Annotated in this window: 15 protein-coding genes and 1 tRNA gene; 8 read left to right on the forward strand and 8 right to left on the reverse strand. The window is 71.3% G+C overall.

Features of this window, described 5'->3' with window-relative positions:
- The 5 genes from ACFU97_RS26405 to ACFU97_RS26425 all read right to left on the reverse strand — a co-directional run.
- Nucleotides 1–1,355 (reverse strand): OFA family MFS transporter (locus ACFU97_RS26405; protein WP_384261016.1); only part of this gene is annotated, 1,355 nt, incomplete at its 3' end.
- On the reverse strand, nucleotides 1,352–2,743 hold the full coding sequence (locus tag ACFU97_RS26410) for an OFA family MFS transporter (RefSeq protein WP_384261019.1): 1,392 nt from the start codon (nucleotides 2,741–2,743) through the stop codon (nucleotides 1,352–1,354). The genes ACFU97_RS26410 and ACFU97_RS26405, both read right to left, overlap by 4 nt.
- A gap of 121 nt (nucleotides 2,744–2,864) precedes the next feature.
- Nucleotides 2,865–5,009 carry an acetate--CoA ligase family protein gene (locus tag ACFU97_RS26415; protein ID WP_384261021.1) on the reverse strand — a complete coding sequence of 715 codons (2,145 nt, stop codon included), beginning with the start codon at nucleotides 5,007–5,009 and terminating at the stop codon, nucleotides 2,865–2,867.
- 4 nt (nucleotides 5,010–5,013) lie between these two features.
- A complete protein-coding gene (gene frc, locus ACFU97_RS26420) occupies nucleotides 5,014–6,273 on the reverse strand; it encodes a formyl-CoA transferase (protein ID WP_384261024.1) in 1,260 nt (419 codons plus the stop codon).
- Between the two features lie 9 nt (nucleotides 6,274–6,282).
- A complete protein-coding gene (locus ACFU97_RS26425) occupies nucleotides 6,283–7,965 on the reverse strand; it encodes a thiamine pyrophosphate-binding protein (RefSeq protein WP_384261026.1) in 1,683 nt (560 codons plus the stop codon).
- A gap of 145 nt (nucleotides 7,966–8,110) precedes the next feature.
- Between ACFU97_RS26425 and sucC the strand changes: the two genes are divergently transcribed.
- From sucC to ACFU97_RS26450, 5 genes are all read left to right on the forward strand, one after another.
- Entirely contained in the window at nucleotides 8,111–9,241 is a 1,131-nt protein-coding gene (sucC, locus tag ACFU97_RS26430) for an ADP-forming succinate--CoA ligase subunit beta (protein ID WP_384261029.1), read from the forward strand.
- A 14-nt stretch (nucleotides 9,242–9,255) separates the two neighbouring features.
- A complete protein-coding gene (gene sucD, locus ACFU97_RS26435) occupies nucleotides 9,256–10,140 on the forward strand; it encodes a succinate--CoA ligase subunit alpha (protein WP_384261032.1) in 885 nt (294 codons plus the stop codon).
- A 68-nt stretch (nucleotides 10,141–10,208) separates the two neighbouring features.
- Nucleotides 10,209–11,765: an aldehyde dehydrogenase family protein gene (locus ACFU97_RS26440; RefSeq protein WP_384261035.1), complete on the forward strand. Its 1,557-nt coding sequence runs from the start codon at nucleotides 10,209–10,211 to the stop codon at nucleotides 11,763–11,765.
- A gap of 163 nt (nucleotides 11,766–11,928) precedes the next feature.
- Nucleotides 11,929–12,016, forward strand: a tRNA-Leu gene (locus ACFU97_RS26445).
- A gap of 115 nt (nucleotides 12,017–12,131) precedes the next feature.
- On the forward strand, nucleotides 12,132–13,709 hold the full coding sequence (locus ACFU97_RS26450) for an AMP-binding protein (RefSeq protein WP_384261037.1): 1,578 nt from the start codon (nucleotides 12,132–12,134) through the stop codon (nucleotides 13,707–13,709).
- Nucleotides 13,710–13,731: 22 nt separating this feature from the next.
- Here the strand turns inward: ACFU97_RS26450 and ACFU97_RS26455 are convergent, their stop codons facing one another.
- Complete coding sequence (locus ACFU97_RS26455; RefSeq protein ID WP_384261040.1) at nucleotides 13,732–14,838, reverse strand: acyltransferase family protein; 1,107 nt, start codon at nucleotides 14,836–14,838, stop codon at nucleotides 13,732–13,734.
- Between the two features lie 163 nt (nucleotides 14,839–15,001).
- Here ACFU97_RS26455 and ACFU97_RS26460 point away from each other — a divergent pair, with 163 nt between their 5' ends.
- Together ACFU97_RS26460 and ACFU97_RS26465 are read left to right on the forward strand one after the other, a co-directional pair.
- On the forward strand, nucleotides 15,002–15,565 hold the full coding sequence (locus ACFU97_RS26460) for a BlaI/MecI/CopY family transcriptional regulator (protein ID WP_384261042.1): 564 nt from the start codon (nucleotides 15,002–15,004) through the stop codon (nucleotides 15,563–15,565).
- A 3-nt stretch (nucleotides 15,566–15,568) separates the two neighbouring features.
- Entirely contained in the window at nucleotides 15,569–16,510 is a 942-nt protein-coding gene (locus ACFU97_RS26465) for a M56 family metallopeptidase (protein WP_384261045.1), read from the forward strand.
- Between the two features lie 27 nt (nucleotides 16,511–16,537).
- Here the strand turns inward: ACFU97_RS26465 and ACFU97_RS26470 are convergent, their stop codons facing one another.
- The gene (locus tag ACFU97_RS26470) at nucleotides 16,538–16,993 is read right to left on the reverse strand and encodes a tellurite resistance TerB family protein (protein ID WP_384261047.1); all 456 of its coding nucleotides are present in this window, start codon (nucleotides 16,991–16,993) and stop codon (nucleotides 16,538–16,540) included.
- 452 nt (nucleotides 16,994–17,445) lie between these two features.
- Here ACFU97_RS26470 and fusA point away from each other — a divergent pair, with 452 nt between their 5' ends.
- On the forward strand, nucleotides 17,446–19,470 hold the full coding sequence (gene fusA, locus ACFU97_RS26475) for an elongation factor G (protein ID WP_384261050.1): 2,025 nt from the start codon (nucleotides 17,446–17,448) through the stop codon (nucleotides 19,468–19,470).
- A 322-nt stretch (nucleotides 19,471–19,792) separates the two neighbouring features.
- Here fusA and ACFU97_RS26480 read toward each other — a convergent pair whose 3' ends face one another.
- A complete protein-coding gene (locus ACFU97_RS26480; protein ID WP_384261051.1) occupies nucleotides 19,793–21,571 on the reverse strand; it encodes a coagulation factor 5/8 type domain-containing protein in 1,779 nt (592 codons plus the stop codon).
- Between the last annotated feature and the right edge of the window lie 154 nt (nucleotides 21,572–21,725).

Raw genomic sequence — 21,725 nt, forward strand, 5'->3', positions numbered from 1 at the left:
GGCTGACGCAGCAGCAGCGCGATCCCCGCCGCGACCATCGAGACGCCGCCCGCCAGGGCGTACGCCCCGTTGTAGCCCCAGGCCGCGACCACCATGGAGCCCAGGCCGCCGCCGAACAGGCCGCTGACCAGCTTTCCGCTGTACACCAGGCCGTAGTTGGTGGCGTTGTAGTTCTCGCCGAAGTAGTCCGGGGTGAGGGCGGCGAACATCGGGTAGAAGGCGCCGCCGCCGAAGCCGGAGAGGAAGGCGAAGAACAGGAACAGCCACTCGTTCTTCATGTCACCGGCCCAGATGACGCCGAACTGGGCGAGGCCCAGCACCACGATGACGAACACCAGGGTCAGCTTGCGGCCCCACAGGTCCGACAGCCAGCCGACCACGGCCCGGCCGACGCCGTTGATGACGGCCATGACACCCATCGAGGACGCCGCCACCAGCGGCCCGAATCCCGCCTCCTTGGCGAAGTCGACCTGGAAGGAGATGCCGAAGATCGACACACCGGCGGTCATGACGATGGTGATCCACATCAGCGGGAGCATGCCGGTCCTGATGGCCTCCTTCGGGGTGAACTGCCGCACCGCGGGCGGGTTCTTGGCCAGGCTTTGCGCGCTTTTGGTGTTGCCGGAGAAGGACAGCGGGTCGATGTCCGCGGGCCACCAGTTCTTCGGCGGGTCCTTGAAGAACCAGGCGCAGACGGCCACCACGATCAGCACGTACAGGCCGATCAGGTCGAGCACCTCGTTGTAGTTCCCGGTGTCGAAGGCGTAGTTGAAGATGAAGATGAACGGCAGCGAGCCGTAGGCGAAGCCGCCGTTGACGAAGCCGGTCTTCGCGCCGCGCCGTTCGGGGAACCACTTGCCGACCATGTTGATGCAGGTGGCGTAGATCAGGCCGGAGCCCAGACCGCCGATCACGCCGAAGCCGAGGATGGCCAGCATCACGTTGTGGAAGTGGGACAGGGCCAGGAAGCCGATCAGACACATCCCGGCGCCGGTGTACATGGCCCGGCGTGCGGTGAGGATGCCCCGCTCGCGCAGCCAGCCGGCCGGGAAGGCGATGCCCGCCTGGAAGAACACCCAGACACTCAGGATCCAGAAGGTGTTGCTCTGCGTCCAGCCGTGCGCCGTGGACAGGGTGTCCTCCGCGGAGCCGTACGCGTACTCGGAGACGCTGATGGCCATCATGGAGATCCACGGGAGATACACCATGAACTTGCGGGAGTGGCCGAGGATGTCCCTGTCGGTCTCGCCGACGCGGTAGACACGGCCGTGGGAGTCTTTGACTTCTCGGTAGGGACGGTTTGCTGCGCCGGGCTCTGCCGGCGAGCTGCCTGTTGCTATCGGGTCCGCGGTCATGTCAGGGACATCTCCTCGCCGAGCGGGTGCGGGTTGGGGACGATGCGCCGGGCGTTGGGCCTGCCCGGGGACTTCAGGAAGAGGGCCGGTACTGCGGAGGCCAGGCCGACGGAGCCGGCCAGGACGAATGCGCCGTGGTAGTCCCACGCGCCGGCGACGAGCGCGGCCACGCCCGAGGCGGCGAGCCCGGCGATCAGCGCCGAGCCGTGGAGCAGTCCGTGGATCGTGGCGTTGTGGTTCTCACCGAAGTGGTCCGCCGTCATGGCCGCGAACAGCGGGAGGACCGCCCCGCCGCCGAGACCGGAGACCGCGGAGCAGAGCAGAAGGAGCGGTGCGCTGCCGGCCTGGCCGGAGACCAGCACGCCGAACTGCGCCGTGCCGAGGACGATGCAGACGCCGATGAGCGTGGTGCGGCGTCCCCAGCGGTCGGAGACCCAGCCGGCGACGGCGCTTCCGGTGCCGTAGGCGACGGCCGTCAGAGCCAGCGCGGTGGCAACGGACCCGTCCGCGAAGCCGGACCTGTGGCCGAACGGCACCAGGACCGCGACGCCGTGGACGGCGACGCCGGCCGTGCACAGCAGGCAGAGCCACATCATCCACAGGACGGGTGTGCGGACGGCTTCCCGCACGGTGTACTGACGGACCGCCGGCGGGTTCTTCAGCAGTGCCCGCCGGGTCTTCGCCTCGCCGGTCATCCGCAGCGGATCGACGTCGGCCGGCCACCAGTTCTTCGGCGGGTCTACCAGGGACCGGCCGGCCGCGGCCACCACCAGGCACAGCCCGGTGCCCACGGCGGCGAGCACCGCCGGATGGCCGCCCAGGTCGAGGCCCGAGGCAACCAGGACGGCGAAAGGCACGGAGCCGAGGGCGGGACCGGCGCTCACGAGGCCCGTCCTGAAGCCCTTGCGCTCCGGATACCACTTGCCGGCCGTGTTCAGGCAGGTCGCCTGCACGAGCCCGGCGCCGATGCCGCCCAGGACGCCGAAGCCGGCCTGGGCGACCGCCGCGTCCGGCACGAAGGCCTGCCACAGAAAGCCCAGCAGCGCGCCTGCGGCGCCGCAGGCCGTCGCCGCACGGGCGGGAAGCCTGCCGCTCTCCCGCAGAAGTCCGGCGGGGTAGGCCGTGGCGGCCTGGAAGAAGACCCAGACGCCCAGTAGCCGGAAGATGTGCCCGCCGCTCCACGCATGCGCCTCGTGGAGCGCGCCCCCCGCCGACGCGAATGCGAGTTCGGCGGAGCTGATGCCCGTCATGCCCAGCCAGGACAGGACGACCATCGATGTGCGTGTGCGGCTCATCAGATCGACATCCGATTCGCCGACCCGGTACACGCGGCCCTTGCGGTCCGTCACCTCCCTGCAGGGGACGGACGGATAGTGGGTGGTTGTCATGTACTCAGTGCCCCTTGCGTCGAAAGCTCTGGCCAGCGCCCCCTGTCCAATGCATTTCGCGTGCGCACGGGTCCCGGGGGCCGACCGGCCGCACTGCCGGCCGGCCCCGCTCTCGCTCACCTCATGAACCGCCCCCCAACAGCCCCGCCGCCCTGGCCCAGCGGTACTTGGCGCCGAGCACGGCCACCGGCTTCTCGGTCGTGTACGGGTACGCCACGACCCCGCGCTCGTAGAGGTACTGGCAGGCCTCCTCGACCTCGACGTCGCCCGCCAGCGAGGCCACCACGGGCTTCTCGATGCCGCGCGCGCGGAACTCGGCGACCACGCGCGCGGTGAGCTCGGCGAAGACCATGGGGGGAGTCACGATGGTGTGCCAGTAGCCGAGGACGAGCGCGTGGATGCGCGGGTCCTCAAGGCCCAGCCGGATCGTCGCCTCGTACGTCGACGGCGGCTCGCCCCCGGTGATGTCGACCGGGTTGCCCGCGGCGCCGAAGGGCGGGATGAACTTCCGGAAGGACGCGTCCAGGTCCTCCGGTATCTCCATCAGCGACAGGCCGTTGTCGGTCACCGCGTCCGACAGCAGCACACCGCTGCCGCCCGCCCCGGTGATGATCACGATGTTGTCGCCCTGGGGAGTGGGCAGCACCGGCAACGCGCGCGCGTACTCGAGCATCTCGTTCAGACCCGGCGCCCTGATGACGCCGGCCTGCCGGAGGATGTCGTCGTACACGGCGTCGTCGCCCGCCAGCGCCCCGGTGTGCGAGCCGGCGGCCTTCGCGCCGGCGGCCGTACGGCCCGCCTTGAGCACCACGACCGGCTTCTTCGGCACGGTCGCGCGTGCGGCCTCCACGAAGGCGCGCCCGTCCTTGAGGTCCTCCAGGTGCATCGCGATGCACTCGGTGTGCGGGTCCTCGCCGAACCAGGTCAGCAGGTCGTCCTCGTCCAGGTCCGACTTGTTGCCGAGGCCGACGATCGCCGACACGCCCGTCTTCGTGGTGCGGGCGAAGCCGAGGATGGCCATGCCGATGCCGCCGGACTGCGAGGTCAGCGCCACCCCGCCCTTGACGTCGTACGGCGTGCAGAACGTGGCGCACAGGTCCTGCCACGTCGAGTAGTAGCCGTAGATGTTCGGACCGAGGAGGCGGACGCCGTGACGCTCGGCGATCGCGACGATCTCCTCCTGGAGTTCGTGCTCGCCGGTCTCCGCGAAGCCGGAGGGGATCAGCACGGCGTTGGGGATGTTCTTGCGTCCCACCTCCTCCAGGGCCGAGGCCACGAACTTGGCGGGGATAGCGAAGACCGCCACATCCACCTCACCGGGAACGTCCGTGACACTCTTGTACGCCTTGCGGCCCAGAATGTCATCGGCCTTGGGATTCACCGGATGGATCTCCCCGGAGAAGCCGCCGTCGATGAGATTGCGCATCACCGAGTTGCCGATCTTGCCCTGTTCGTTGGAGGCGCCGATCACGGCGACCGAGGCGGGCTGCATCAGGCGCCGCATCGAGGTGAGGATCTCCTCGCGCGTGTACTTCCGGCGCGGGGGCGGCTGCTTCTCGGCGAGGATCACGCGGATGTCGGCGGCGACCGCGCCCTCCGGGGTCGCGATCACCGGGTTGAGGTCGACCTCCGCGATCTCCGGGAAGTCCGCGACCAGTTGCGACACCCGGCGGATCTGCTCGGCGATCGCCCACCGGTCCACGGCCGGGGCGCCGCGCACCCCGTGCAGGATCTCCGCCGACCGGATCGAGTCCAGCATGGACATCGCCTCGTCGGCGCTCACCGGTGCCAGCCGGAAGGTGACGTCCTTGAGGACCTCGACGAGCACTCCGCCGAGCCCGAAGGCGACGACCTTCCCGAAGGTCGGGTCCGTCACCGAGCCGACGATGACCTCCTGCCCCTGCGGCAGCAGCTCCTGGACCTGCACGCCCTCGATCCGCGCCTGGGCGTTGTACGCCCGCGCGTTCTCGACGATCCTGTGGAACGCGGCGCGTACGTCCGCGGCGCCCTCGACACCGACGATCACACCGCCGGCGTCGGTCTTGTGCAGGATGTCCGGCGAGACGATCTTCATCACGACGGGTCCGCCGAAGCGGGCCGCGTACGAGACGGCCTCGTCGACGTCGGTGGCCAGCTCCTCTCCCGGTACCGCGATGCCGTACGCGTCGGCGATCACCTTGCCCTCGGGCGCGGTCAGCGCGGTCCGCCCCTCGGCCCGCACAGTGTCGAGGAGCGACCGCACCCTGAGCTCCCGGTCTTCCGCCATCACGTCAGATCACTCCGTTCGACTTGAGCAGGCGCAGCTCCTCGTCGCCGAGGCCGAGCTCGCCGACGTACACCTCTTCGTTGTGCTCGCCGAGCAGCGGTGAACTGGTCACCTCGACGGGGGAGTCGGACAGCTTCAGCGGGCTGCCGACCGTGGTGAACTCGCCGCGCTCGGGGTGCGGCACGGTGACGACCATCTCGTTGGCGACCAGCGACCGGTCCTCGATGATCTCCTTGGTGGACAGGATCGGCCCGCACGGGATGTTGTGGGCGTTCAGCCGCTCCAGCACCTCCCACTTGGGCAGCGTCGAGGACCACTCCTCGATCAGCTGGAACATCTTGTTGAGCTTGGGCAGGCGCGCCTCGGGCGTCGACCACTCGGGGTCCTCCGCCAGCTCCGGCCGGCCGATCAGCTCGCTGATGGGCTTCCAGCCGACGGGCTGGACGATGACGTACACGTAGTCGTTCGGGCCGCCCGGTGCGCACTGCACCGCCCAGCCCGGCTGGCCGCCGCCGGAGGCGTTCCCCGACCGGGGAACTTCGGTGCCGAAGTCCTCGTTGGGATATTCGGCGAGTGGGCCATGGGTCAGGCGCTGCTGATCGCGCAGCTTCACCCGGCAGAGGTTGAGCACAGCGTGCTGCATGGCCACGTTCACCCGCTGGCCCCGCCCGGTGCTCTCGCGCTGGAACAGCGCCGCGAGGATCCCCGCCACGACGTGGACCCCCGTGCCCGAGTCCCCGATCTGGGCGCCTGTCGCCAGCGGCGGCCCGTCCTCGAATCCGGTGGTCGCCATCGATCCGCCCATGGCCTGCGCGACGACCTCGTACGCCTTGAAGTTGGTGTACGGGCCCTCGCCGAAACCCTTGATGGAGGCGTAGACGATCCGGGGATTGATCTCCTGGATGCGGTCCCAGGTGAAGCCCATGCGGTCGATCGCGCCCGGCCCGAAGTTCTCGACCATGACGTCGGAGCGCCGGATCAGCTCGGTCAGGATCTCCTTGCCACGTTCGGTCTTGGTGTTGAGGGTGATGCTCCGCTTGTTGCAGTTGAGCATCGTGAAGTAGAGGGAGTCGACGTCCGGCAGATCGCGCAGCTGCTTGCGCGTGATGTCTCCGGTCGGCGCCTCCAGCTTGATCACGTCCGCGCCGAGCCAGGCCAGCAACTGGGTCGCGGAGGGCCCGGACTGGACGTGGGTCATGTCGAGGACGCGGATGCCGGCGAGCGCCTTGGTCGGCTGCGAGGTCGAAATGATCTCCGTGGTCACCAGGTCACCTCACTTGTACATGGTCTGGTTCATGGTTCCGGGGGCGTACGCGTCCGGGTCGACCCAGACGTTGATCAGCGACGGCTTGCCCGACTCGCGGGCGCGCCGGAGCGCGGGGCCGATGTCGGCGGGGTCGCGGACCTCCTCGCCGTAACCGCCCAGCATCTGGGCGAACTTGTCGTAGTGGACGTCGCCGAGGGTGTTGCCGACCCGCTCGCGCTCCTCGCCGTACTTGGCCTTCTGGCCGTAACGGATCTGGTTCATCGAGGAGTTGTTGCCGACGATGCCGACGAACGGGAGGTCGTAGCGGACGAGGGTCTCGAAGTCCCAGCCGGTGAGGGAGAAGGCGCCGTCGCCGAAGAGGGCCACCACCTCCTTGTCGGGCCGCGCCTGCTTGGCCGCGAGCACGAAGGGGACGCCGACGCCGAGGGTGCCGAGCGGGCCCGGGTCCATCCAGTGCCCGGGTGACTTGGGCTGCACCACCTGCCCGGAGAAGGTGACGATGTCGCCGCCGTCGCCGATGTAGATGGAGTCCTCGGTCAGGAAGTCGTTGATCTCGCTGACCAGGCGGTAGGGGTGGATCGGCGAGGCGTCCGACCTGAGGCTCGGCAGCCGCTTCTCGAGGGCGGCCTGCTCGGCGGCGCGCAGCTCGTCGAGCCACTCCTTGCGCTTGGCGGCGCCGCCGTTGACGCGCCCGGAGGCGGCCTCGGTGACCGACTTCAGCACGAGGCCGGCGTCGCCGACGATGCCGAGGTCGATGTCGCGGTTCTTGCCGACGGTGCGGTAGTCGAGGTCGATCTGCACGACGGTCGCGTCGGGGGAGAGACGCTTGCCGTAGCCCATGCGGAAGTCGAAGGGCGTGCCGACGATGACGATGACGTCGGCGTTCGAGAAGGCGTAGCGGCGCGACAGCTGGAAGTGGTGCGGGTCGCCGGGCGGGAGGGTGCCGCGGCCGGCGCCGTTCATGTACGCCGGGATGTTGAGGGTGCGGACGAGGTCGATGGCGGACTCGGTGCCGCGGGTCGTCCAGACCTGGCTTCCGAGCAGGATGGCCGGCTTCTCGGCGTGCACGAGCAGGTCGGCCAGTTTCTCGATCGCCTCGGGGTCGCCGGCCGAGCGGGTCGAGGCGCGGTAGGCGCCGGCCTTCGGCACACGCGCCCTCTCCACCGGCACCTTGGCGTCCAGCACGTCGCGCGGGATCTCCAGGAAGGAGGGGCCGGGCGCGCCGTGGTAGCACTCGCGGAACGCCATCGACACCATGTCCGCGGCGCGCGCCGTGTCCGGCACCGCCGCCGCGAACTTGGTGATCGGCGTCATCATGTCGACGTGCGGCAGGTCCTGCAGCGACCCCATCTTGTGCTGTGTCAGGGCCCCTTGGCCGCCGATCAGCAGCATCGGTGACTCCGCGCGGAAGGCGTTGGCGACACCGGTGACGGCGTCCGTCGTCCCCGGGCCCGCGGTGACCACCGCGCAGCCCGGCTTGCCGGTGAGCCGGGCGTAACCGTCGGCGGCGTGCGCGGCGACCTGCTCGTGGCGGACGTCGACGACCTCGATGCCCTCGTCGACGCAGCCGTCGTAGATGTCGATGATGTGGCCGCCGCACAACGTGTAGATGCGGTCGACTCCCTCGGCCTTGAGGGCCTTGGCCACCAGATGACCGCCGGAAATCACGTCCTGGGTGTCGTCGGGCATGGCGAAGTCCTGTCCCTTCGTAGGGGGGTGAAACTGCTCTCGCGGTACATTGCATACAGTCGACGAATACTGTATGAACCTTGTTATCCCGCATCCGGTGGGTGGTGTCCAGGGGGCGTGCGGCACTTTCAAGACAGGAGCCGGAATGGACCTGTACGAGCACCAGGCAAGGGAACTCTTCGAGGAGCACGGCATCGTGGTGCCGAGGGCGGAGGTCACAAACTCGCCCAAGGAGGCACGCGAGATCGCCCGCAGGCTGGGTGGGCGAGTGGTGGTGAAAGCCCAGGTCAAGACGGGCGGACGAGGCAAGGCGGGCGGGGTGAAACTGGCTGCCGACCCGGCCGCCGCGGAGCTCACCGCACGGCAGATCCTGGGCATGGACATCAAGGGCCACCGGGTCGGAAAGGTCATGCTGGCCCAGCCCGTGGACATCGAGACCGAGTACTACGTCTCCTACGTGCTCGACCGCGCGGCGGGCACCTTCCTCGCGATCGCCTCCGCCGAGGGCGGCATGGAGATCGAGGAGGTCGCCGCCACCCGGCCCCAGGCGGTGGCCCGTATCCCGATCGACCCGGCCGAGGGCGTGACCTCGGCGAAGGCGGGCGAGATCGCGCAGGCGGCGGGCCTGCCGCCGCAGACCGTCGACGTCCTCGTACGGCTGTGGCAGGTCCTGGTCCGGGAGGACGCGCTGCTCGTCGAGGTCAACCCGCTCGTGCGCACCGGAGGGGGCCAGATCCTGGCGCTCGACGGCAAGGTCACCCTCGACGACAACGCCCGCTTCCGGCAGGCGCGTTGGGGCGCCGAGACGGTGGAGCACGACGACCGGCTGGAGGCGGCGGCCGCCGCCAAGGGCCTCAACTACGTGAAGCTGGACGGCGAGGTGGGCATCATCGGCAACGGCGCCGGCCTGGTCATGTCGACCCTCGACGTGGTCGCGGGCTGCGGCGCCCGCCCCGCCAACTTCCTCGACATCGGCGGGGGAGCGTCCGCCCAGATCATGGCCGACGGACTGTCCGTCATCCTCTCCGACCCGGCCGTGAAGTCGGTCTTCGTCAACGTCTTCGGCGGCATCACCGCCTGCGACGCGGTCGCCGACGGCATCGTGCAGGCGCTGGACGCCGTGCAGTTGACCAAGCCGCTGGTCGTGCGGCTCGACGGGAACAGCGCGGCCCGCGGCCGCGCCATCCTCGACGAGCGCGCGCACCCGCTGGTGCGGCAGGCCACCACCATGGACGGCGCCGCCGCCCGGGCCGCCCAACTCGCCACCGCCAACTGAGGAGACGGGACGACATGGCCATCTATCTCACCAAGGAGAGCAAGGTTCTCGTCCAGGGCATGACCGGCGGCGAGGGCATGAAGCACACCCGGCGGATGCTCGCGGCCGGCACGAACGTCGTCGGCGGCGTCAACCCGCGCAAGGCCGGCCGCAGCGTCGACTTCGACGACCGGGCCGTCCCCGTCTTCGGATCGGTCGCCGAGGGCATCCACGCCACCGGCGCCGACGTCACCGTGGTCTTCGTCCCGCCGGCCTTCGCGAAGGCCGCCGTGATCGAGGCCGCGGACGCCGGCATCGGCCTGGCGGTCGTCATCACCGAGGGCATCCCGGTCCACGACTCCGTCGCCTTCCACGCGTACGCCAAGGAGAAGGGCACCCGGATCGTCGGCCCCAACTGCCCCGGTCTGATCACCCCGGGACAGTCCAACGCGGGCATCATCCCGTCCGACATCACCAAACCGGGGCGCATCGGCCTGGTGTCGAAGTCGGGCACGCTCACCTACCAACTCATGTACGAACTCCGCGACATCGGCTTCTCCACCTGTGTCGGCATCGGCGGCGACCCGGTCGTGGGCACCACCCACATCGACTGCCTGGCCGCCTTCCAGGACGACCCCGACACCGAACTCATCGTGCTCATCGGCGAGATCGGCGGCGACGCCGAGGAGCGGGCGGCCGCGTACATCCAGGAACACGTCACCAAGCCGGTGGTCGGCTACATCGCCGGCTTCACCGCGCCCGAGGGCAAGACCATGGGGCACGCCGGTGCGATCGTGTCCGGCTCGTCCGGCACCGCGCAGGCGAAGAAGGAGGCGCTCGAGGCGGTCGGGGTGAGTGTGGGCAGCACTCCGACCGAGACGGCGAAACTCGTGCTCGCACGTCTCGAAGACCGGCAGTAGGCCGCTCGTAGCCGAAGAGAGCCACGTCATCCCCGCCCCCGACTGTGCACCGAGAGCGGAGCAACCGCATGGCATCGACCCTCACCGCCAACTCCCTGACACTCAAGGCGAACACGTCCTGGCAGGACGCCTGGCGGCGCTGCCTCGCCGTCGCCCCCGAGGCGTTCCGCGACGACCGCGTCCTCAACCTCTGGGACGCCGGCTGGCGGGCGGACGGCCGGGCCCTGCCCGCCACCAGCCCCGTCGACGGCAGTCCCGTCGCCGGCCCGCCCCGCCTGGACGGCGCCACCGCGCACCAGGCCGTCCGTGCCTCGCTCGACCAGCACCGCGCCTGGCGGCACGTCCCGCTCGGCGAACGCCGCGCCCGCGTCGCGGCCACCCTCGACGCGCTGACCCAACACCGCGAACTCCTGGCCCTGTTGCTCGTCTGGGAGATCGGCAAGCCCTGGCGGCTCGCGCAGGCGGACGTCGACCGGGCGATCGACGGCGTGCGCTGGTACGTCGACGGCATCGAGCCGATGGTCGACGGCCGGGCCCCGCTGGACGGCCCGGTCTCCAACATCGCGAGCTGGAACTATCCGATGAGCGTGCTCGTCCACGCCCTGCTGGTCCAGGCCCTGGCCGGGAACGCGGTGATCGCCAAGACCCCGACCGACGGCGGCGTCGCCTGCCTCACCCTGGCCTGTGCGCTCGCCGCCCGCGAGGGCATCCCGGTCACCCTCGTCAGCGGCAGCGGGGGTGAGCTGTCCCAGGCGCTGGTGCGGGCGCCGGAGATCGGCTGCGTCTCCTTCGTCGGCGGCCGCGACACCGGCGCCGCGGTGGCCACGGCCGTCGCCGACCTCGGCAAGCGCCATGTGCTCGAACAGGAGGGACTCAACACCTGGGGCATCTGGAACCACTCGGACTGGGACACGCTCGGCGCGGTGATCCCCAAGCTCTTCGACTACGGCAAGCAGCGCTGTACGGCGTATCCGCGCTTCGTCGTCCAGCGGGAGCTGTTCGACGACTTCCTGGCGGCGTACCTCCCGGCGGTGCGCACCCTGAAGGTCGGCCACCCGCTCGCCGTCGAGCACCCCGACGACCCGTATCCGCGGCTGGACTTCGGGCCGGTCATCAACGCCGCCAAGGCCAAGGAACTGCGCGACCAGGTCGCCGAGGCCATCGAGCGCGGCGCGGTCCCGCTGCACCGTGCCGACGAGGCCGGGTCCCGCTTCCTGCCCGGCCAGGACACCTCGGCCTACGTCCAGCCGGTCACGCTCCTTAATCCGCCGCCGTCGTCGCCGCTGCACCACGCGGAGCCGTTCGGCCCGGTCGACACGATCGTCCTGGTCGACACGGAGGCGGAGCTGCTGGCCGCGATGAACGCCTCCAACGGCGCGCTCGTGGCCACCCTGTCCACGGACGACCGGGCCACCTTCGAGCGGCTGGCCCCGCAGATCCGCGCGTTCAAGACGGGACACGGCAAGCCGCGCTCCCGTGGCGACCGGGACGAGCTGTTCGGCGGCTTCGGAGCGTCCTGGCGGGGCGCCTTCGTCGGCGGTGAACTCCTCGTCCGCGCCGTGACGCAGGGGCCCGCGGGGGAGCGGCTGCCCGGGAACTTCCCGGAATACCACCTCATGCCGTGACCGTGACGGCCCGATCGCTGCCGGTGACGTGTTCCCGGTCCGCCCCGGCGGGCCGGGAACACGTCCCGGCGGCCCGGATATGCAGGTGAAGGGCACTGTGAAACCTTGGTATTGTTGTCCGTGTCGCCGCGGGGAACACCCCCGTCAAGGCGGCAGACACCTCGTCCGGGTGGCGGAATGGCAGACGCGCTAGCTTGAGGTGCTAGTGCCCTTTATCGGGCGTGGGGGTTCAAGTCCCCCCTCGGACACCAGCTGAGACCCCTGTTCTTCAGGGGTCTTTCGCGTTTCCCGGGGTTCCGCACGCGTCCGTGCCATCGGCAGTTCGCCCACCACGCTCTACGGTGGGCTCGAGGAGGGCCACAGCCGATGACGGAACCACAGTGGGGGCACGCCTCCACCCTGTCGTTCGAGCCGCTCACCCCGGTGTCGTACCTGGACCGGGCCGCGGCGGCGCACGGAGAGCGGACCGCGGTCGTGGACGGCGACCGGCGCTGGTCGTACACCGAGTTCCACGACCGGTGCCGCCGGCTGGCCGGCGTGCTGGCACCCCTGGCGCAGGGCCGTCCCGTCGCGGTCCTCGCGCCCAACACCCACGTGCTGCTGGAGGCGAGCTTCGGGGTGCCGTGGGCGGGGGTGCCGCTGGTGGCCGTCAACACCCGGCTGTCGTCCCGGGAGATCGGCTACATCCTGCGGCACAGCGAGGCATCGGTGCTGGTGCACGACCCGGTCCTCGACGAGGTGGCCGACGCGGCGGTCGCCGGTCTGCCCGAGCCGCCGCACCGGATCCGTGCGGGGGAGCAGTACGAGCACCTGCTGGCCGGCGCCACTCCCACCGCGATCCGCCCGCAGGACGAGCGGTCACTGCTGTCGATCAACTACACGTCCGGGACGACCGGACGGCCCAAGGGCGTGATGTACCACCACCGCGGCGCCTATCTGCAGGCGCTCGCCATGGTGGGTCACACCGGGCTGTCCCCGTCCTCGGTGCATCTGTGGACCCTGCCGATGTTCCACTGCAACGGCTGGTGCTTCCCGTGGGCGGTGACCGCGGCGGCGGCCACGCACGTCTGCCTGCCGAAGCTCGAACCCGCCGAGGTGTGGCGGCTGTTGAACACGGAGGCGGTGACGCACCTGGAGGGCGCCCCGACCGTGCTGTCGATGCTGGCCCACGCGCCCGAGGCGGCGCCCCTCGCGCGGACGGTGCAGGTCGCGACCGGCGGTGCGCCGCCCTCCCCGGCGATCCTGCGGCGGATGGGGGAACTGGGCTTCGACGTCACGCATCTGTACGGGCTGACCGAGACGTTCGGCCCGGCCATGATCTGCGACTGGCGCCCGGAGTGGGACGGCCTCGACGACCAGGCCCGGGCCCGTCTCAAGGCGCGCCAGGGCGTCGCCAACATGATCTCGTGCGCGGCGCGCGTGATCGCCCGGGACGGCTCCGACGTCCCCGCGGACGGGACGACGGTGGGGGAGATCGCGCTGCGCGGCAACAACGTCATGCTCGGCTACTTCAAGGACGAGGAGGCCACCAGGAAGGCGGCCCCTGACGGCTGGTTCCGGACCGGCGACCTCGGGGTGGTCCATCCGGACGGGTACGTCGAACTGCGCGACCGCAGCAAGGACGTGATCATCTCCGGCGGGGAGAACATCGCGTCGGTCGAGGTGGAACAGGTCATCGCCGACCACCCGGCCGTCTCCGAGGTCGCCGTCGTCGCGGTGCCGGACGAGCGGTGGGGGGAGGTGCCCGCCGCATACGTGAGCCTGCTGGACGGCGCCGAGGCCACCGAGGCCGAGATCATCGAGTTCGTCCGGGCCCGGCTGGCCCGCTTCAAGGCGCCCCGGCACGTGGTGTTCGGGGAGCTGCCCAAGACGTCCACGGGCAAGATCCAGAAGTTCGTCCTGCGCGACCGGGCCCGGGCCGGCGCGGACCACGGGACCCGGTAGCGGTCCGGCCGGCCCGGCGCCGTCAGGACAGCCGCAGTTCCTGCGGGTCGCGCCGGAACGCCCAGTTCATCCTCGGCTCCATCGCACAGCGGAAGACCCGCCGGACCGGGGCCGTGCACAGCACGGTCACCACCGTGGCCGCGACGAGCGTCGCGGTGATCTCGCCGAGCGGGCCGTGGACCCACGCGGGGTCGTACCAGCCCCAGAACCTGGAGCCCTGGGCGAGGAAGCCGTGCAGCAGATAGCCGTAGAGCGTGCCCGCGCCCAGCGCGGTGAAGAACAGGCGGCGGCCCGGCACCCAGGACAGGAAGCAGGCGACCAGGATCATCGAGCAGCCGAAGCCGGCCAGCGTCATCAGCGGCCCGTACCAGGCGGGCGCCCCGAGCTCCTGGGCGCTGTCGCGGTGGAAGAACCAGGCGCCGGTCATGCGCGGGACCGCCCAGTACGACACGGCGAGCGCACCGGCGAGCACCGGCACGGCCAGCGCGCGCACCCGCCAGCGGCGCAGCAGCCGGAAGTGCTCCGGCCGCAGGCACAGGCCGAGCACGAAGTACGGCAGGAACTGCAGCACCCGCTGGAGGTCGAGGTCGTTGCCGATGGACGGTGAGACGGTCGCCAGCATCGCGATCACGAGCGCGACCGGCAGCGGCCACCGCACGGCCTGCCAGATCGGGGTCGTCAGCCGCCAGACGAACAACGCGATCAGGAACCAGGTCAGATAGAGGGGGTCCAGCAGCGTGATCGGCCGGTCCGGGACGCCGTCGGTCCAGCGCGTGAAGAGGGTGTACGCCGTCTCGAACACGACGTACGGCACCAGGACGCCCGTCACCAGGCGCTTGACCTTCGCCGGGCTCCCGTCGAAGCTGCGGGAGAAGTAGCCGGAGATCACTATGAACGCCGGCATGTGGAAGGCGTAGACGAAGTTGTAGAACGCGGTGACGGTCCGGCTGCCGTCCCGCAGCGGCTCCCATGCGTGTCCCATCGCCACCAGCACGATCGCCAGGTACTTCGCGTTGTCGAAGTACGCGTCGCGCCGGGCCGGCCGTTGCGGCCGCTCGCCCTGCGGGGTACCTGAGGTCTCGGGGGACTGTCGTGCCTGAGGTGCGGCTGTGGTCTGAGGACGGGACATCCCACGCGCCTGACCGATTCTCGTCGGGGTAAACCACCGTAGGCAGCAGGCTCCTGTGGGACGCCCTGGTGGGACCTGTGACGCGGGGCCCGCGTGTGGGCCGTCTCACTACGATGGGGCGGATGTCGAGCGGCGCAGCGTGGTGCCGCACTGGGGAGGCCGGGTGGGACAGCAGGACAGGCGCGGCGCTGGAGGGCCGGGAGCGCCCGCGCGCCGGCGGGGGCAGGGCGAACTGGAGGCCCAGGTGCTCGCTGCCCTGCGGGCCGCGCCGGAACCGGTGCCCGCGGGCTGGGTCCGCGAGCACCTCGGCGGCACCCTCGCCTACACCACCGTCATCACCATCCTGACCCGGCTCCAGGCCAAGGGCGTGGTGACCCGGCAGCGTGTGGGCCGCTCCTTCGCGTGGACCGCCGCGGCCGACGAGGCGGGCCTCGCCGCGCACCGCATGCGCCGGGTGCTGGACGGCGAGTCCGACCGGCAGGCGGTGCTGACCAGCTTCGTCTCCTCCCTCCCGCCCCAGGACGAGGAACTCCTGCGCAGGCTCTTCCAGGAGACCGAGGAGAGGGGAGCCGAGGGGAGCGCGCGAGCCGAGGGGCTCGTGCGAGTGGAGGAGAGCGCAGCGACAGAGGAGCCCGCGCCCGCGGAGCAGCCCGCGCCCGCGGAGCAGCCCGCGCCCGCCGAGCGCGGCGACCGCGATGCGACGCGCGCCGACGGCCGGGAGTGCTGAGGCATGGGCGTGTTCGTCTTCCTGCCGCTGGTCCTGCCGCTGACCGCTTGGCCCGTCGCGCGCCTCGCCGAGCACCGGCTGCACCCGCATCTGGCGACCCTGCTGCTGTCCGCGGCCGCCGCGGTGCTCGGCCTGTGCAGCACCCTGTGCCTGGGCCTGCTCGCGATCGTGGGCACCGCGCAACTGCCGGGCAACCCCCTGCCCGACGGCTGGGCCGACCCCGAGGTCCGCGCGGCCGTGCCGCACGACGAGGTGATCGGCAAGGGCGCGGTGTGCGCGCTCGCCCTCGCGGCCGCCGCCTGCGCGGCCCTGCTGCTGCGCCACCACCGGGTACGCCGCCGCGCCGCACGGGCGCTGCGCACCCTGCCCGCCACCCAGGTCGCCGTCCTCCCGGACGAGGTGCCGTACGCCCACACGCTGCCCGGGCGGCGCGGCCGGTCGGGGCGCATCGTGGTCTCCACCGGCATGCTGGCCTGTCTGGACTCCCGTGAGCGGCGGGCCCTGTTCGCCCACGAACGGGCCCATCTGACCGGGCGTCACGACCGGCATCTGCTGCTGGCGGGACTCGCGGCCCGCGCCAATCCCTTCCTGCGGCCGCTGCGGACCGCCGTCGCCTACACCGTGGAGCGGTGGGCGGACGAGGAGGCGGCCCGGGCGGTCGGCAGCCGGCGGATCACCGCCCGCGCGATCGCCAAGGCCGCCCTGGTCTCCCGGCCGGCCCCCGCGCCGACGCTCGCGGCGCTCGCCGCCCCGGCCGGACCCGTGCCGCGCAGGGTGGCGGCCCTGCTGGGGCCGGCGCCCGCCGCCCGCACCCTGCCGCCGATGTTCACGGCCATGGGCGTGGCCGTCTGGACCGCGGCCGCCGGTACCGCCCTCTCCGCCATGTCCTCGGCGAACTCGGCGGTCACCATGTTCCTGATCCTCAAGGCGGCGGCCCCGCTGTAGGGCACACCGGGGCCGCCGCCGGGCGGGTCAGAGGTCGAACTCGTGCGGCGGCAGGTCGAGCGTGAAGCACGCCTCCCGCACCACGGCCTGCTCCGTCTTGTCGAAGTCGCCGTCGGCGCCGCCGATGACGATGCCGATCTGGATGACGGCACGCGCCTCGGCGGGCTTCTTCTTCGCCTTGGCGACCTCCTGGAGCACGCTGACCTTCCCGAAGGCGAAGTCGGTCGTCAGCTTGTTCAGGTTCTCCTCGAAACGGCGGCGCAGATCGTCGGCGGGGAAGTTCTGCAGGACCTCGTTGGTGGCGATCAACTGGGCCACGCGCTGCCGCTCGGCCGGGTCGATGGTGCCGTCCGCGGCGGCGACCAGGGCGCACATCGCCATGCTCGCGTCGCGGAAGGCGCCGCTCTTCAGATCGTTCTTCTTCGCCACGAGCTGGGTCTGCATCGTCGACGCGGATTCCTTGATGCGGTCCCACAGGGCCATGAGAACTCCATGTTGTCGGTGGTCGTAAAGATCTACAGCACCGTAGAAACTAGCGGCGTGCCGGATAAGTTCCGGCCGTTCCAGGAAAGTTCACCTGCCGCGGACCGCCGGAAAAACCGCGTGCCCCGCCTGCTCCGCGTTCCCTACACTCGCCACACTCCGTGCGTCGCCGTGACGCGCGGGACGAGTGAGGGGGGACGGCCGTGCGCTACCGCACCGATGTCGTCGTCCCCTGCTCGCAGTACGAGGTGATCCTCGTGTCCCCGGCCGTCCGGTGCCCGCTGCGCGGCCGGTACCGGATGCCGTGACGCACGCCTGACGCGAGCCGCCGCCTTCGACGGCGCCCGCGGCCGCGCCCGTTCGTCCGCAATCGCGCTGCCCTTTTCCGATCATCCGCGATGATCAGCGATCAGCAGAAAGGCCAACGGGCCGTGCGCACCCACACCCACACCATGCTTGCCGTCGTCCGCAACCTCGGCATCCTCGCCCACGTCGACGCGGGCAAGACCACCGTCACCGAACGGATCCTGTACGCCACCGGCACGACCCATCGGCGCGGCGAGGTGCACGACGGGACGACCGTCACCGACTACGACCCGCAGGAGCGCGACCGCGGCATCACCATCTTCGCCGCGGCGGTCAGTTGCATGTGGGACGGTCACCGGATCAACCTGATCGACACTCCGGGACACGTGGACTTCGCCGACGAGGTCGAGCGCTCGCTCCGGGTGCTGGACGGCGCCGTCGCGGTGTTCGACGCCGTGGCCGGTGTCGAGCCGCAGAGCGAGTCCGTGTGGCGGCAGGCGGACCGGCACGGCGTACCGCGGATCGCGTTCGTGAACAAGCTGGACCGCGCGGGCGCCGACCTCGACGCGGCCGTCGCGTCGATCCGCGAACGGCTGCATCCGGCGCCGCTGGTCGTGCAGTTGCCCATCGGCGCGGAGGGCGCCTTCACAGGCGTCGTCGACCTCGTCCGCATGCGGTCGCTGGTGTGGGCCGACGGCGCCGACACGGCGGTGGAGGGGCCGGTGCCGGAGGAACTGCGCGAGGAGGCGCGGCGCCGGCGGCGGCTCCTGGAGGAAGCGGTGGCGGAACTGCACACCGGCGCGCTGGAGGAGTTCTGCGCGCGGTCGGAGCTCTCCGCGCCGACGCTGGCCGCCGCCCTGCGCGAGCTCACGCGCACCGGTGACGGCGTGGTGGTGCTGTGCGGCTCGGCCTACCGCAACCGCGGGATCGAGCCGCTGCTCGACGCGGTGGTCTCGTACCTGCCCTCGCCGCTCGACGTGCCGGCGGTTCGGGGCATGCACGACGGTACGGAGCAGGAGCGGGCGGCCGATCCGCACGCGCCGTTCGCGGCGCTGGCGTTCAAGGTGAACGCCACCTCCACGGGCCGGCTGACGTATCTGCGGGTCTATTCGGGAACGATCGGGAAGGGGGACACCGTGTGGGACGCGGGCGCGCGCCGCAGCGAGCGGATCGGGCGGATCCTGCGGGTGCAGGCCGACCGGCACGCGCAGGTGGACCGTGCCGTCGCGGGGGACATCGTCGCCGTGACCGGGCTGAGGTCCGCCCGGGCCGGCGCGACCCTCTGCGCTCCCGGGGCGCCGCTCGTCCTCGAACCTCCCGGCGTCACCGAGCCGGTGGTGTCCGTGGCCGTCGAGGCGCGCCGGGCCGCCGACTCCGGCAAGCTCGTGTCGGCGCTCGCGCGGCTGGCCGAGGAGGATCCGTCGCTGGTCGTGCGCACGGACCCCGAGACCGGCCAGACGGTGCTGTCCGGGATGGGGGAGCTGCACCTGGAGGTGGCGGCGGAGAAAATCCGGCGCTCGCACGGGCTGGAGGTCAACGTGGGCCGCCCGCGGGTGAGTTACCGCGAGACGGTCGGCCGAGGAGTGTCCGGGCTCGTCTTCCGGCACGTCAAACAGGACGGTGGCGCCGGGCAGTTCGCGCACATCGTCCTCGATGTCGAGCCGCTCGACGACGGGTTCGAGTTCCGCTCGGCCGTCGTCGGCGGCCGGGTGCCGCAGGAGTACGTGCGCGCGGTCGAGGCGGGCTGCCGGGACGCGCTGGCCGAGGGACCCCTCGGCGGGCACCCGGTGACCGGGCTGCGGGTCACCCTCACCGACGGGGCGACCCATGTGAAGGACTCCTCGGAGACCGCGTTCCGCACGGCGGGCAGGCTCGGTCTCCGTGAGGCCCTGCGCGCCTGCGCGATGGTCCTCACGGAGCCGGTCGCCGAGGTCACGGTCACCGTGCCCGAGGACGCCGTCGGCGGAGTCCTCGGCGACCTGGCCGCCCGCCGCGGCCGGGTCTCCGGCTCGGCCGCACGCGGTGGCGCTGCGCTGGTGACGGCGACCGTGCCGCTGGCCGAACTCTTCGGCTGGGCAACGCGGTTGCGCAGCCGAAGCCAGGGCCGCGGCACGTTCACCACCCACCCGGCCGGCTACGCCCCAGCACCGACCACGGCTCCCGCGCGGTGACCGGCCCCGGGACCTGAGCCCGGCGGGGGCGGCCCCGTCCTCTCGGAGGCGGGGCCGCTCCTGGCTCACGGGTGGGCCCGGCGGTCGTCACGGCCACCGCGTGGCCGAACTCCTCGGCTGCGCACCGGCGTCGGCCACCGGCCGCGAGCCCGGCCCCGTCCTCAGGGGAGCGGGGCCGCCGCCCCCCGGCTCACAGGTAGGCCCCGCGGCCCTCCAAGGGCGGAACTCCTCGGCTGCGCCCCAGCCTCGGCCACCGGCCGCGAGCCCGGCGCGGCGACCAGCGGGGCGGCCCCGACCTCCGGGGGACGGGGCCGCCTCCGGCTCACGGGTACGACACCACCGTCGACGGAGTCGTCGACGTGCCCGACGTCGGCGATCCGGTCTCGTTGATGACGTGCTCGTACTGGCCCTGGCCGCCCAGCGAGACCACCAGCAGGTTGTGGAACTTCACGCCCGGCGTGTTCGGCGCGGCGAAGCCGTTGTGCTGCACGATCGTCGGGTCGACGTTGTAGTAGCAGTAACTGCCCAGCCCCCAGCCCTCGTGCGTGGTCACCGAGTCGGCCACCTTGTAGGCGGCGTAGCCCTTCACCGAGCCGTTCTGGATCGCGGCCTGGTTCGGGGCGTCGTAGGCCTTCTCGTTCTGGAAGAAGATCGTGCGGCCCCGCTGGCCGTTCCACTGCACGTCGTACTTGTTGAAGTGCTCGACGAACAGGCCGGTGCACAGCACGTCGTCGCCGTTGACGACGATGCCGTAGTCGGCCCGGTTGGTGTCCCAGCCGACGCCCGTGCCGTGGTCGGCGCGCCACACCCAGGTGTGGTCGACGATGGTGTGCCGACTGTTGATCACCATGCTGGTGGTGGCCTTGCCGGCGCCCGCGCCGCCGATGCGGACGAACACGTCCTGGACGGTCGTCGGATTGGCGGAGTGGTCCTTGGAGGCACCCTTCGGCCCGACCTCCAGCAGGGTCGCGGAGTTGACCGGCCCGGCGTCGATGAGGAAGCCCGCCAGGCGCACGCCGTCGACGTCGGCGACCCGCAGGGCCGTGACCCCGTTGTCGGGCACCAGGGTCGCGTAACCGAGGCCCAGCACCACGGTGTTGGCCCGGTCGACCTGGATCGCCTGTTCGAGGTGGTAGATGCCCGGCGTCAGCAGCAGGTGAAGTCCCTGTGCGAGCGCCTGGTTGAGGGTCGCCGCGGTGACGCCCGGCTTGGCGACGTAGAACTGCGACAGCGGCAGCGACGTACCCCGCGGCGTGCCGTTGCCCCAGGTCACCCCCCGGGCGCCGGTCCGCTTCTCCGGCAGGAAGACCCGGTACTCGCTGCCGCTGAGGTACAGGAAGGGCTTCTCGCGCGAGACCGGGGTGGTGTCGAGCGTGGTGTACGGCGGGTTGGGGAAGCTCTGCGCGGGGGCGCCCTCGACGCCAGAGAAGACCATGTTCCAGACGCCGTTGAGCCAGCTGCCGATCGAGCTGTCGCGGGTGTACCACTGCTGCTGCGAGTACGGGCCGACCTGGCCGTCGATGCGGCTGTCGGCGATGTAGCCGCCGCTGGCCCAACCGTAGCCGGTGGGCGAGAGGTTGAGGCCGCCACGCACGTGCATCCGGCGGAAGGGGGCCGCCTGCGCGACCGCCCACCGGTCGGTGCCGTTGGCCGGGACCAGGGCCAGGTTCTCCGCCGAACGCCAGAAGTTCTGCGTCGCGTTGCCGTTGAACCAGCCCGCGTCGACCGTGACGTCGCCGTTGATGGTCGTGTCGTCGGGGGAGAGGCCGAGACCCGCGATCGAGGTGTAGAAGCCGAGCTGCGCGTTCAGGCCGCTGTACGAGCCGGGCTTGAAGAGCAGCGCGTAGCGGCCGGTGCCGAACTGCGCCGACTCCTGCTGCTTGAAGACCTCGTCCAGCTTGGCCTGGATGCCGGCCGTGGACGGGTCGAAGACCAGCACGTTCGGGCCGAGGTCGCCGCCGCCGGGGAGGAGGCGCGGCTTCTTCGGCCGTTTCTTCGGCCGCGGGGCGGCGGAGGCCGGCGCGGACAGGCCCAGCACCACCGGCGCGGAGGCGGCTGCGGCGCCGAGGACGGTTCTACGGCCTATGTCAGGCAGGGACATGGGGCGGCTCTCCTGTTCATGAAGTGAACGGGGTGGGGGTTTGGGAGCGCTCTCTCGCCGGTGAATGCTTCAACTACCCGAAGGAGTGCGTCAAGGGGTAGGGCCGGAGTTCCACAAGGGTTGCCGTACCCCTTGACTAGGCCATCTCCTGAGG

It is taken from the genome of Streptomyces sp. NPDC057616 (genome assembly GCF_042800575.1).
Classification (GTDB): domain Bacteria; phylum Actinomycetota; class Actinomycetes; order Streptomycetales; family Streptomycetaceae; genus Streptomyces.